The organism is Mycobacterium marinum, assembly GCF_003391395.1.
Classification (GTDB): Bacteria; Actinomycetota; Actinomycetes; order Mycobacteriales; family Mycobacteriaceae; genus Mycobacterium; species Mycobacterium marinum.
In genome coordinates this window covers 3,220,550-3,233,017 of sequence record NZ_CP024190.1, presented here as the reverse complement: position 1 = coordinate 3,233,017, position 12,468 = coordinate 3,220,550, and the positions used below count along the sequence as shown (strand labels likewise).

Genomic DNA, 12,468 nt, shown 5'->3' with positions numbered 1-12,468 from the left:
AGCTACTCGCGGGTGGCCGCTACCCCAGGTGCGCGGTCCGGCGTGCGGTACGCCACGATGCAGAACGTGAAAACACCGTGGCTGAACGTCGACCAGCGGAATTCGTTTATCGCGGCGTTCTTGGGCTGGACGATGGACGCGTTCGACTACTTCATCGTGGTGCTGGTCTACGCCGACATCGCAAAAACCTTTCATCACACCAAGACCGAAGTCGCGTTCGTGACCACCGCGACGCTGGCCATGCGGCCGGTGGGTGCGCTGATCTTCGGGCTGTGGGCAGATCGGGTCGGCAGGCGCGTTCCGCTCATGGTCGACGTGGCCTTGTACTCGGTGGTCGGGTTCTTGTGCGCCTTTGCCCCCAACTTCACGGTGCTGGTGATCTTGCGCCTGCTCTATGGCATCGGCATGGGTGGTGAGTGGGGATTGGGTGCGGCGCTTGCCATGGAGAAGGTTCCCGTCGGTCGGCGCGGATTTTTCTCTGGGCTGCTGCAAGAGGGCTATGCGTTCGGCTATCTGCTAGCCACGGTGTCGAGCCTGGTGGTGATGAACTGGCTGGGTCTGTCCTGGCGCTGGCTGTTCGGGTTGTCCATCATCCCCGCGTTGATCAGCCTGATCATTCGGTACCGGGTGAAGGAATCCGAGGTGTGGGAGGCCGCGCAGGACCGGATGAAGCTCACCAAGACCCGAGTCCGAGACGTGCTGCGCAACGCGGCGATCATCCGCCGGTTCGTCTACCTGGTGTTGCTGATGACCGCCTTCAACTGGATGAGCCACGGTACCCAGGACGTCTACCCGAGTTTCCTCACCGCCACCACCGACCACGGTGCCGGATTGTCGTCGGCTACCGCCCGCTGGATCGTGGTCGTCTACAACGCGGGCGCCATCATCGGCGGGCTGATGTTCGGCACCCTTTCGCAGCGCTTCGGCCGGCGATACACGATTGCGTTCTGCGCGGTATTGGCGTTGCCGATCGTGCCGATATTCGCTTATTCGCGTACCGCCGCGATGCTGTGCCTGGGTTCCTTCTTGATGCAGCTATGCGTGCAGGGGGCCTGGGGCGTGATCCCGGCGCACTTGACCGAGATGTCGCCGGACGCCATTCGTGGCCTCTACCCCGGGGTCACCTATCAGCTCGGCAACCTGCTGGCGGCGATGAACCTGCCCATTCAGGAACATCTGGCCGAAACCCACGGGTATCCGTTTGCCTTGGCCGTCACAATCGTGCCGGTGTTGACCGTGGTCGCGGTGCTGGCGCTGATCGGCAAGGACGCGACCGGTATCCACTTCGGCACTGCCGAGACCGCCTTTTTACCAGGGAAGACATGACGCAGACAGCGTCGGGATCGCGAAATGCGCGCTCCGGCAAGCCCGACTCGGGGGCGGTCGCCGCACGATCGACCGGCGGTGAATCGTCGGCCGAGTTATTCGCTCAACGCACGCCGCAACAGGTGCATGGCAACGGTCGTTGAGCGTTCGCGGATGTCGGACCGATTTCCGGGCAGCCGCAGCGTTCGAGTGACGTTGCGACCGTCGCCGACCAACACGCAAAAGCAGACTGTCCCGACCGGCTTTTGCTCGGTTCCCCCACCGGGACCGGCGATTCCGGTAATCGCGACCGCGGTGTCGGCGCCGAAGCGCTGCAATGCCCCCGCCGCCATGGCCTGCGCCACCCGTTCTGAAACTGCCCCGTGCATCTCGATCAGTGCTGGGTCGACGCCGAGCAACTCGGCCTTAGCCTCATTGGAGTAACTCACCACACCGCCCATGACATAGGCCGAAGAGCCAGGACGGTCGGTGAGCCGAGCGGCCAGGAGTCCAGCGGTGCACGATTCCGCGGTCGCGATGCGCCGGTCGGCAAGCAATCGTGCCACCAGATCGTCCACCTGCGAGCCGTCTTCGGAGTAGATCTGATCGCCATGGCGATCGCGCAGCAGTCGCGCTACTTGCGCATAGGTGTCTGCCGCGCCCGGTTCGTACCGCGTGACCATCTCGATTTCTCCGCGTCGCAGGCATGTTGTGATCTCTAGCGCGCCAAAATCGGGGATGGTCGTCTCGGCGCTGCGCAAGGTCTCGGCCAACCCGGACTCCGGCAGTCCGAACATCCGTATTGTCTCTTGCCGGTAGGTCGTTCGGCCGGCGATCGCCTCCTGCGCCCCGGGCATCTGAATGGCACTGTGCCACATGGGCTGAAGCTCGCGCGGGGGTCCTGGAAGCACCATGACCGCCGGCTTTCCCGGCACCACCAGACCAGGCGCGGTACCCACCGGATTGATCACTTGCGCACCAGCCGGGATCATCGCTTGCTTCTGATTGGCGGCCAGTACCGAGTCGAAGTTGCCGGGGTCGAAACCCGGGTTGCGCGCCATCAGCCTCTTGAGGATGTTGGCGATCGTGTCTTCCAGTTCCGCGTCCAGTATCAGCTCGCGTCCACAGAAACGAGCGACCACCTCGACGGTCATGTCATCGGCCGTAGGTCCTAGACCACCGCTGGTGATGATCAGGTCGAGGTCCTGGTCTGCCATGAATCGCAGCTGCGCTTCGATGTCGGCAGGGCGGTCGCCGCAGATGGTGATGTGGGCCAGCTCGACACCCAGCTCGAGCAGCTGGTCGGCGATCCACGGACCGTTGCGATCTTGGACACGGCCGGTGAGAACCTCAGTTCCGGTGACCACGATGCCCGCACGTGCGCTCACCGCCATCAGCCTACGCACCGGCCGATCCGGCGACGAAAGTGCCTTCTTGGCAAGTCGATTAGTGCCCAGCTGGGGTGCTACGGCCGGGGCCGCATATTCGGCGCTCAGCGCCTGCAGGTGATCTAGTGGCCCGGGCTGCCAGGTTGACCCGGCTGGCCGGGCTGACCGGGCTGACCGGGGGTTCCGCCGGGGCCCGGCTCACCGCCGGCGCCGCCCGGACCACCCTCGCCGGGCCGACCGCCTATGCCAGGCGCACCGCCCGGTCCGCCGGCGCCGCCCCGGCCGCCTTGACCTCCAGGACCGCCGGCACCGCCGGCACCGCCCCTGCCGCCGGCACCGCCCCTGCCGCCGGCACCACCGGCTCCGCCGGCACCACCGCGGCCACCCGCCCCGCCTTGGCTGTCTTGGCCGCCGGGCTCACCGGTATCGCTACTCATGCGATTCGCGCCGGTAGGGGTGTGCAGTGACGAGCCATCGGTGTGCCTCCTGGTGGGCCAGCCAAACTTCCTCGGTTGTGTCACGTTATCTCAGCGGCCGCCTCGACCGGCATCAGACTCCAGGTCGTGCCGTGGCAGTCCCTCCGCTTTGGTCCGCGCCGTCGCGGCTGGCTGGCCGAAGCCGGCCGTTTGATGGCGTTTCCGGCGGTGCGCGACGGACAATGGGCCCATGATCGAGCTAGAGGTAGTCCAGGCCGACGTCACGAAGCTCGAACTCGACGCGATCACCAACGCCGCCAATACCCAACTTCGCCATGCCGGTGGCGTCGCAGCGGCCATCTCCCGCGCCGGTGGGCCGGATATCCAACGTGAATCGAATGAAAAGGCGCCGATCGGGCTCGGAGAGGCGGTCGAAACCACGGCCGGCGAGATGCCGGCGCGCTACGTGATCCACGCGGCGACAATGGAGCTGGGCGGTCCTACCTCGTCCGAGATCATCTCTCGGGCCACCAGCTCTGCCTTGCGCAAGGCCGATGAGCTCGGTTGCCGCTCGCTGGCCTTGGTGGCATTTGGCACCGGCGTTGGCGGCTTCCCGCTCGAACGGGCGGCACGGCTGATGGTCGAAGCGGTGCGGCGACACCACCCGGGTTCGCTAAAGCGGGTGGTTTTTGCCGTGCACGGAAATGCGGCCGAGAAAGCATTTGTCGCTGCAGTGCAGGCCTAAGGTGCTGGCTGATCGCTGCCGGGCTGAGCTAGGTAACGCTCTACCGACGCGACTTTGCCGGTCATTGCGTCACTGGCTTCCCGGCGCCAGTCCGCCTTGATCACGGTGCTGACTCGCGGCGCGCGGGCCGCGACGGCCTCCACCGCGCGCTGTACCACCGCCATGACCTCTTCCCAGGTATCGCCTTCGATCACGGTGAACATCGAGTCCGTCTGGTTGGCCAATCCGGAATCGCGAACCACCCGAACCGCTTCGGCCACGATCTCGCCAACGCCTTCACCAACGCCCATCGGGGTAACGGAAAACGCGACAAGCACAGACACGCTTTTCTCCTATGTCAAGCCGCTGTCGGTCGGCACGGCTGTACTCGGCACCGCGACGGCCAGGACCGCGGCCACGGCAGCAAGAATCCGGCCCTCAGCACGATACGCCCCGCAGTGGGAGAACAGCCGTCGGCAATTGGCGAGATCGGTTGCTTCCGCCAGTGCCGCCGCTACCGCCAGACCAGGCGATCGAATTTCCGCCACCGCAACACGTGGCACCCTCACGCTCACAGCGACATGCGCCTACCCAGACCGGCACCTTGGCGCTACGACCCGACCTGGCAGCATCGAGGCCCATGCGGGTTCTGGTGCAACGGGTGTGCTCGGCAGCGGTGACGGTCGACGGTGACGTGGTCGGCGCCGTCCGGCCGCCCGGCCAGGGACTGCTGGCCTTCGTCGGTGTGACTCACGGTGACGACGGCGACAAGGCCCGGCAGCTTGCCGAAAAGCTCTGGTATTTGCGTATTCTCACCGACGAGAAATCGGCTTCTGACCTTGGCGCGCCGATTCTGGTGGTCAGTCAGTTCACGCTCTACGCCGATACCGTCAAGGGACGGCGGCCATCGTGGAACGCTGCGGCGCCGAGGGCGGTGGCCGAGCCGCTGGTGGCCGCGTTCGCTGAGGCCTTGCGGGCGCTGGGCGCCCACGTGGAAGCCGGTGTCTTCGGGGCCCACATGCAGGTTGAACTCATCAACGACGGTCCGGTGACCGTCATGCTGGAACTGTGATCGCGTGCGGCGGTAGGTTGGCGCCGTAGCGGGAGGTATCGATGACTACATCCGAATATGGATCTCGTCGTTCCGACGATGACCAGTGGGACATCGTCAGCGGCGTCGGTTACACCGCATTGCTGGTGGCGGGATGGCGCGCGCTGGACACGGTCGGGCCGCAACCGCTGGCTCCCGACGAGTATGCGAAGTACTTCATCGCGGCGTCCGGGGATGCGTATTTGAACGACCAACTCGCCCATCCGCCAACCTCCGTGGACGAAACCGCGTTCCCCCGCCTCTACGGAGTCCAGACCCGGTTTTTCGATGACTTTTTCCGCTCCGCCGCCGCCGCGGGAACCAAACAGGCGGTGATCGTCGCCGCCGGTCTTGACTCGCGGGCCTATCGGCTCGAATGGCCATCCGGAACAATGGTATTCGAAATCGACCTGCCACAAGTTCTCGAGTTCAAAGCACGGGTGCTGCAGCGCCATGGTGTCGAGCCCAAAGCGCGACGAAACGAGGTAGCGGCGGATCTGCGCACCGACTGGCCGGCGACGCTGCACGCAGCTGGGTTCGAGCCGGGTCAGCCCAGCGCCTGGTCGGCGGAGGGACTGTTGCCATATCTGACCGCTGACGCGCAAGATGCCCTATTCGCGCGGATCGATGACCTTTGTGCGCCGGGCAGCCGAATCGCCACGGGGGCCCTGGGGTCGCGGTTGGATCACGATCAGCTCGTCGCCCTGGAGCAGACGCACCCCGGGGTCAATCTGTCTGGCGACGTGAACTTCTCTGCCTTGACGTATGACGACAAGACCAGTCCGGCCCAATGGCTGGCGGCGCGCGGGTGGGTCGTCGAACCTGTTCGCAACACGCTCGAGTTGGAAGCCGGCTATGGAATGACGCCCCCCGCGGTGGATGTGCGCCTCGACGCCATCATGCACTCTGAGTACATCGTCGCTACTAAACCTTGAGCAGCACCTTCACGTCATTGCCGGACCGGGAACCGGCAATCGAGTACCCCTTGGCAGCTTCGTCCAGTGGCAATGAAGTGGTGAAGATCCCGTCCACATCAAGGCGTCCCGACTCGAGCAACGGAATCAATTCTGACCAGGTGCGCTGCACGGGTGCGATGGTCAGTCGCAATGTGATGCTGCGCAGCAGGCAGGTCAGGGCGGGAAGCGGAAACGGCTGCAGATCGTGAACGCCGACAACGGACACGGTGCCGCCGACCCGAACGGCGTTGAGCGCGTCGGTCATTGATGCGTCGGTGCCCACGGCATCAATCACCGAATCGGCGCCGCGCCCACCCGTCGCTGCGACAATGGCCTCGGCCGCCGGAGAAGCGACGGCGGTCGCTCCCCATTCGGAGGCCCGCTGCAAGCGCCCCTGCACTCGATCCACCGCGAACACGGTCGCAGCGCCTTGGGCGAGGGCACTGCGCACCGCGCACAGCCCCACCGCGCCCAGGCCGATGACTGCCACCGTTGCGCCAAAGGGGATATCGGCCCGGCGTGCGGCCGCCCAGCCGGTTGCGAGGTTGTCGGTGAGCAGCAACGCCTGCTCGGTGGTGATCGCAGCGGGAATCTTGAGCACCTGGAAGTCCGCGGCCGGGACCGCGAGCAGGTCGGCCTGCGCGCCGCCCAGCGCGCCGGATCCGAAGATCTGTGGCCCGGAAACACACATCGCCGGATCGCGGGTGGCGCAACCCGCGCAGGCACCGCACCCGGCCACCGAGGACACCATGACCTGGTCACCAACTTCGACGGTGTGGACGTCGGGTCCTTTCTCCACCACCGTGCCAACCGCCTCATGACCCAGGGCCACCGGTTCGGCCAGGGGGTATTCGCCCTCGTAGAAATGCAGGTCGGAACCGCAGATGCCCGCGGCGCTCACGGCGACTATGACTCCGTCAGATCCGGGCAGTGCCGGGTCGGGGCGGTTGTCGACGCGGATACTGCCCGGCCCGTCGATGACTACGGTGCGCATGTCGGCGTGCTCACTTTCTTTGTCGGAGAACGAACTGAGACCAATCGGGCTGACGTACCGCGGCCCAATACTCGTTGAGCCGCCACGGGCTGACCGTATGAATTTCCCCGTCGGCGTTCTTGAAGTAGGAATGCTTGACGGCCGGGTGCGACCACACCATCTTCTTGATCTCGGCTTGCGTCCGCTCGTGCCAGCCCGCGGCCGCTTCGTCAGTCGGTTCCAGTGAACCAATGCCATCGGCCACCAAGCGTTCCAGGCACAGGTTGATATAGCGCATTTGAAGTTCCGATTGAAAGATCAGGCTGCCGCCGTGGGCGAGATGCGTGCCGGGCCCGTAGATGAGAAAGAGATTGGGAAATCCCGGAACCGTGATCCCCAGGTAGGCGTAGGGCCGTCTCCCCCACACGCGGTGCAGGTCGATTCCATTGCGGCCGATGACCTGCAGCGGCCACAGCACATCGGTGTGCCGAAAGCCGGTGGCGTAGACAATCACGTCAACGCTGTGCGTCACGCCGTCTTCGGTAACGATGCCGGTGGGTGTGATGCGCTGAATCGGAGTGCGCACCAAGTCCACGTTGTCGCGCTGCAGCGTGGCCAGCCAGCTACCGTTGTCCTGCAGGGTCCGCTTGCCGGTAGCCGGATAGTCGGGCAGCACCTTGCTCAATAGCGCGTCGCCGTCGGCGACTTGGCTGCTGATCCACTGGCTGAACATCATCCGCGCCGCGGCGTTGATATCGCTGACCGCATAGTCCTGGTCGGCGTAGTTCGGATCGGTACGGGCGGCGTCGAGGCCCTTGTCGGCTCCCGGCCAGAGCAGCAGGAATCGGTACCACCTGCCGTAGAACGGCAGGTGGCGCATCGCCCAGCGCACGCCGTCTCCGACTTCGTCGTGATACATGGTGTTGGGAAACATCCATTGGGCCGTGCGCTGAAACACGGACAGCTGCGCCACATCCCCGGCAATCGCCGGTGCGATCTGGAAACCGCTGGCGCCGGCCCCGACCAGGGCGACCCGCTTACCGGTCAGGTCCACCGACCGGTCCCAGGCTGCGGAGTGAAGCGATGGCCCGGCAAAGGTGTCGGCGCCGTCGAATTCCGGGACATAGGGACGGTTCAGCTGACCCACGGCGGTGATGAGCGCCCGCGCCGAGAGGGTGCGCGTTGTGCCGTCGGCCGACCGCAGCCGAACGGTCCAGACTCCGTCGTCATCGTTCCACTCGGCCCCCAGGGCTTCGGTATTCCACTGGATATGCCCACCCAGATCGTGCGTGTCGATCGCCTTTGCGAAATAGTCCTGCAGCTCCCACTGTTCGGCGAAGAAATGCGTCCAATCGTTGTTGGGTTCAAAGCTGTAGCAGTAGAAATGGTTGGCTACATCAACACGCGCGCCGGGATAGCGGTTTTCCCACCACGTTCCGCCCGGTCCGGCGTTCTTCTCCACAATCGTGAACGCAATGTTGGCTTGCTTGAGGCGAATTCCGGCCAGGATCCCCGATTCGCCGCAGCCGATCACGATGACCGGGAACTCCGCCGCGCTCTCCGAAGGCAGGGCTACCGGCCGGCGTGGGTCCAGCCCCTCGAGGTCCATCTCTTCAGCGAGCAGAGGCAAGTAGTCATCGGGGACGTGCTCGCACGCGGCCCAGTCCAGCATTTCCCGGATGAGCTCACCGCTCAGGGGCTTGGGCTCGGGGCAGCCCTGGTCGCGATACTCGCTGATCACCGCCAGAGCCTCAGTGCGTGCTCGGGCCTTGTCGTCCTCCGACATGAATCCCTGCACTTCGTTGAGAAATAGACCCATGGGCTTGAAGTCACGGATGAAACGGGCATCGCCGGTGATGTGCACCAGGGAGAGCAACAGCGTCGGGATGCTTACGTCCTCGAGTGCGGCGGCGATCTCTGCTGTGGTCGTGGCGAACGGCAGGCCGGCGTAACGACTTCGCATTTCGGCCTTTCTCTCGGCGGACCGCAATTACGCTACTCTACGTGTCGTAATTAGCAGCACAACGCTACCGTTGCTTGCGGTACCTGAGCAAGAGTCGCCATTTCTTGCGCACCGAGGCGCGTCATCCAGATGGTGGCAACCGCTATCAATAAGCGGCAGGCACCTTAGTCTCCGTCGGACCCATCGTGGCCGGCCAGAGATCCACCTGTGCCGCCGGCGCCACCGGTTCCGCCGGAATCCCCCCGGCCGCCGTCGCCGCCGTCGCCGATCAACTGGGCGTTGCCGCCGCTGCCGCCGTTGCTGGGGAAGACACCGGTGGGGCTGACCCCGGCGCTGCCGCCGGTGCCGCCATGGCCGATCAGCGCTGACATTCCGCCATTGCCGCCGTCTCCGGCCGGGTGAACACCCGCGGTGGAACCACCGGACCCACCTGCTCCGCCGTTGCCGAATAGCCAGGCCCCGGTCCCGCCATTGCCACCGTCACTTCCTAGGGCAGTGCTGAAGCCGTCCGCCCCGGTGCCGCCGGCTCCGCCGTTGCCGATCAGCCCCACCGCATTGCCACCGTTGCCGCCGCCGCCCGCACCGAGGATGAACCCGCTGCTGACAATGTTGGCGCCGCCGTCGCCACCGTTGCCGATGGCTGCCCCCCCCCCCCCCCCCCCCCCCCCCCCCCCGAACCACCATCGCCGGCGAAGCTGTTGTAGATCGCCCAGCCACCATTGCCGCCGTTGCCGACCAGCCCGGCGTTACCGCCGTCGCCGGCGGTGCTTTGAAAGCCCGCGGACCCGCCGTCGCCGCCATCGCCGAACAGCGATCCCCCGGCGCCGCCATGGCCGCCTATGCCGTTCTGCCGAAGAACACCCGCGGAGCCGCCGTCGCCGCCGTTGCCGATCAGGCCAGCGTCACCGCCGGCTCCGGCAGCGGCTCCGCCCCAGGAGGTGCCACCATCGCCGCCGTTGCCGTACCACTGGCCGCCAGCGCCCCCGGCGCCGCCAACCCCGCTGACCGCGCCGAAGGCCTGGTTGTAACCCCCGGTTCCACCGGTACCGCCGTTGCCGAGCAATCCAATCGCGGCGCCGCCCGCGCCCCCCGAATCGCCGATGCCGATGCCGAGCCCGCCGATCCCACCATGGCCGCCATTGCCGATCAGCCACCCGCCAGCACCGCCCGCGCCGCCGGACATTCCGGTGGTACCGGGCCCGCCGATCCCGCCATTGCCGCCGTTGCCAATCAGCCCCGCGGCGCCACCGGCGCCCCCGGCCTGACCGGATAGACCGTTGCCGCCGTTGCCACCGTTGCCATACAACAACCCGCCGTCCTGACCGGATTCACCCGGCGCTCCGTCGGCGCCGTCCCCGATCAATGGGCGACCCAGCAGCGCCTCGGTAGGAGCATTGACCACGTCAAGCGGATTGCCGATCAACCCGCCCGCACCAGCCGCGCCGGCGGACCCGCCCGAGTCGCCCAGGCCGCCGCTGCCGCCGTCGCCCACGAATTGGGCGCTGCCGCCGTTGCCGCCGGTACCAGGGGCGCCGCTGAGGCTCACCCCGGCGGCACCGCCGGCACCACCGTTGCCGAACAGCGCGGCCATGCCGCCATTGCCGCCGGTTCCCCCCGACGCAAGCTGGCTTTGTCCGCCGGCCCCTCCCGCCCCGCCATTGCCGAACAGTTGAGCGCCATTGCCGCCGTTGCCGCCGATCCCGCCCGCTACGCCGGAGAGGCCCGCCGCGCCGGCACCGCCGGCGCCGCCGTTGCCGATCAACCCGACAGCGTTGCCGCCGTCACCTCCCGGGCCAGCGCCGGGGGTGAAGCCAATCGTTGCCCCGCTCGCGCCACCATCGCCGCCGTTTCCGATCACGGTCCCCCCGGAGCCGCCGTCGCCTCCCCTGCCATCAAAGCCGGCCCACCCGCCGTTACCGCCGCTGCCGAACATTCCGGCGGCGCCGCCGTCACCGCCGTTGCCGAGGAACCAACCGCCGCTACCGCCGGCGCCAGCAGTCCCCCCGCTCAGGACACCCAGGCTGCCCTCGTAGCCGCCGCTTCCGCCGTTGCCGATCAGCCGAGCATCACCCCCGGCCCCGCCGTCCGCGCCGCCCCACGGGGCACCGCCCCCGGCCCCGCCGTTTGCCGAACAACAGCCCGCCGGTACCGCCGGACCCGCCGGCCCCACCAGCGATGAAGATATCGGGGCCGTTACCGCCTGTTCCGCCGGTTCCGCCGTGCCCGAACAGGCCGACGGCGTCGCCTCCGGTCCCGCCGATGCCGCCGATACCTGTGGTGCCGATGCCGCCCCGCCCGCCGGTGCCGCCGTTTCCTAACAGCCACCCGCCGGCCCCGCCGGCCCCGCCAGCCAAACCGGTGGTCCCAGGACCGCCGATACCACCGCTACCGCCGCTACCGATCAACCCCGCGGCCCCGCCAGCGCCGCCGGCCTGGCCCACTCCGGCCGTTGCCCCCGTTGCCCCCGTTGCCGCCGTTTCCGTACAGGAGTCCGCCGTCGCCGCCGGATTGCCCGGGCGCCCCGTTGGCGCCGTCGCCGATCAGCGGGCGTCCGAACAGTGCCTGGGCAGGCGCATTCAGCACGTCGAGCGCCGCCTGCAGGGGCGAAGCATTTACGGCCTCGGCGCCGGCATAAGCCCCCGCGCCGGCGGTCATTGCCTGCACAAACTGCAGGTGAAACGCGCTGGCTTGCTCACTCAACGCCTGATAGGACTGCGCGTGCGCGCCAAAGAATGCCGCGATTGCAGCCGATACCTCATCAGCGCCGGCGGCCAGGACCTCGATCGTCGGGGCCGCCGCCGCATTGGCTGTGCTGAGCGCAGAACCGATGTCGGCCAAGTCCGACGCCGCCGCTGCCACGTACTCAGGGGAGGCCACCACAAACGACATCACGTTCTCCTCGCACCGATTGCCTTCGACCAGACCGGAAGCGGTGGAGCGCGGTGCGCCCTGCCGAAACTGACTATACAATATAGTATTGTATGTTCAGTTGTCCTGTCGACACGAACAATTGGATGGCTGCGGGGCAGGTCGGCGGTGATCGCGACGAGTTCTAGCGCGCACCGGACGGCCCGCGTAGCCTGCACATTGGGATGCTCGACAGATCGATGATGGGCGGCATTGTGTGCCTAGCGGGTAACTATCGTGGCGACGGTACTCACCGCTTGTAGCGGCTTTCTGCTCGCGATCTTGTGGATGGACCTGATGTTCGACAGTCAGGTTGTGTTCCGGCGAAATTCCCCCGATCGACTTCCCGAGTCGGTGCTGGAATCGATCTCGAGCTATTACCGGCGCGCGACCACCACATCGCGGCCGATGGGTCATCTGATTGCTCTGGTGATGTTGATCCTGTTGGGCACCTTGGGATTTCGTGCGGCTCTGGGGCGCGACCCCGGCTGGCTGCTGGTGCTATCGGCGGCGCTTGCCGGGGGCCCGATCGTCTTGGCGCTCACCCATACCTTGCCCAACGCGGTTCGGCTTGGAAGGCGATCGGGCCCGCCGTCCGCGCAGGCACGTGTTGCACGGTCGATCCTGCGGGATCACCTGTTTTGCTTTGGCTGCATGCTGGCGTTCCTCATTCTGTGGGTGGTCAACGACACGTCGTAGCCGAATCGGGTCCGGTCATCGATGCTCAGCGCCGGTTTGCCGGCCCG

The 12,468-nt window shown here is 66.7% G+C and carries 8 protein-coding genes and 3 pseudogenes; 6 read left to right on the top strand and 5 right to left on the bottom strand.

Features of this window, described 5'->3' with window-relative positions:
• Positions 1-57: 57 nt before the first annotated feature.
• Positions 58-1,326, top strand: a complete 1,269-nt coding sequence (locus CCUG20998_RS13545; RefSeq protein ID WP_036455917.1) for a sialate:H+ symport family MFS transporter — start codon at positions 58-60, stop codon at positions 1,324-1,326.
• A gap of 95 nt (positions 1,327-1,421) precedes the next feature.
• On the opposite strand, the gene CCUG20998_RS13540 is transcribed toward CCUG20998_RS13545, so the two are convergent.
• Positions 1,422-2,693: a competence/damage-inducible protein A gene (locus CCUG20998_RS13540; protein WP_456319719.1), complete on the bottom strand. Its 1,272-nt coding sequence runs from the start codon at positions 2,691-2,693 to the stop codon at positions 1,422-1,424.
• A 125-nt stretch (positions 2,694-2,818) separates the two neighbouring features.
• On the opposite strand from CCUG20998_RS13540, the gene CCUG20998_RS28115 reads away from it, so the two are divergent.
• Both CCUG20998_RS28115 and CCUG20998_RS13530 read left to right on the top strand, forming a co-directional pair.
• Complete coding sequence (locus CCUG20998_RS28115; RefSeq protein ID WP_038579689.1) at positions 2,819-3,160, top strand: hypothetical protein; 342 nt, start codon at positions 2,819-2,821, stop codon at positions 3,158-3,160.
• Positions 3,161-3,359: 199 nt separating this feature from the next.
• The gene (locus CCUG20998_RS13530) at positions 3,360-3,854 is read left to right on the top strand and encodes a macro domain-containing protein (protein WP_012394499.1); all 495 of its coding nucleotides are present in this window, start codon (positions 3,360-3,362) and stop codon (positions 3,852-3,854) included.
• On the opposite strand, the gene CCUG20998_RS13525 is transcribed toward CCUG20998_RS13530, so the two are convergent.
• Positions 3,851-4,177: an MTH1187 family thiamine-binding protein gene (locus tag CCUG20998_RS13525; protein WP_036455672.1), complete on the bottom strand. Its 327-nt coding sequence runs from the start codon at positions 4,175-4,177 to the stop codon at positions 3,851-3,853. The two genes, CCUG20998_RS13530 and CCUG20998_RS13525, sit on opposite strands and share 4 nt — an antisense overlap.
• Before the next feature lie 296 nt (positions 4,178-4,473).
• Here CCUG20998_RS13525 and dtd point away from each other — a divergent pair, with 296 nt between their 5' ends.
• Both dtd and CCUG20998_RS13510 read left to right on the top strand, forming a co-directional pair.
• Positions 4,474-4,905, top strand: coding sequence for a D-aminoacyl-tRNA deacylase (gene dtd, locus CCUG20998_RS13515; protein ID WP_020729034.1), 432 nt, complete (start codon positions 4,474-4,476; stop codon positions 4,903-4,905).
• Between the two features lie 41 nt (positions 4,906-4,946).
• Positions 4,947-5,852, top strand: a pseudogene (locus CCUG20998_RS13510) (class I SAM-dependent methyltransferase); the annotation flags it as partial.
• Here the strand turns inward: CCUG20998_RS13510 and CCUG20998_RS13505 are convergent.
• From CCUG20998_RS13505 to CCUG20998_RS29265, 3 genes and pseudogenes are all read right to left on the bottom strand, one after another.
• A pseudogene (locus tag CCUG20998_RS13505) lies at positions 5,733-6,873 on the bottom strand (zinc-binding dehydrogenase); the annotation flags it as partial. The pseudogenes CCUG20998_RS13510 and CCUG20998_RS13505 overlap by 120 nt on opposite strands.
• Positions 6,874-6,883: 10 nt before the next feature.
• On the bottom strand, positions 6,884-8,815 hold the full coding sequence (locus CCUG20998_RS13500; protein ID WP_020729031.1) for a flavin-containing monooxygenase: 1,932 nt from the start codon (positions 8,813-8,815) through the stop codon (positions 6,884-6,886).
• Between the two features lie 164 nt (positions 8,816-8,979).
• Positions 8,980-11,704: pseudogene (locus CCUG20998_RS29265) on the bottom strand (PE family protein).
• Positions 11,705-11,959: 255 nt separating this feature from the next.
• Between CCUG20998_RS29265 and CCUG20998_RS13490 the strand changes: the two are divergent.
• The gene (locus CCUG20998_RS13490) at positions 11,960-12,421 is read left to right on the top strand and encodes a hypothetical protein (protein WP_020729026.1); all 462 of its coding nucleotides are present in this window, start codon (positions 11,960-11,962) and stop codon (positions 12,419-12,421) included.
• The last annotated feature ends 47 nt before the right edge of the window (positions 12,422-12,468 follow it).

What these genes read in the sequence shown, in the direction of transcription:
- dtd (WP_020729034.1), top strand. Translation starts at nt 4,474, where the DNA reads ATGCGGGTTCTGGTGCAACGGGTGTGCTCGGCAGCGGTGACGGTCGAC.
- CCUG20998_RS13530 (WP_012394499.1), top strand. Translation starts at nt 3,360, where the DNA reads ATGATCGAGCTAGAGGTAGTCCAGGCCGACGTCACGAAGCTCGAACTC.
- CCUG20998_RS13500 (WP_020729031.1), bottom strand. Translation starts at nt 8,815, where the DNA reads ATGCGAAGTCGTTACGCCGGCCTGCCGTTCGCCACGACCACAGCAGAG.
- CCUG20998_RS13545 (WP_036455917.1), top strand. Translation starts at nt 58, where the DNA reads ATGCAGAACGTGAAAACACCGTGGCTGAACGTCGACCAGCGGAATTCG.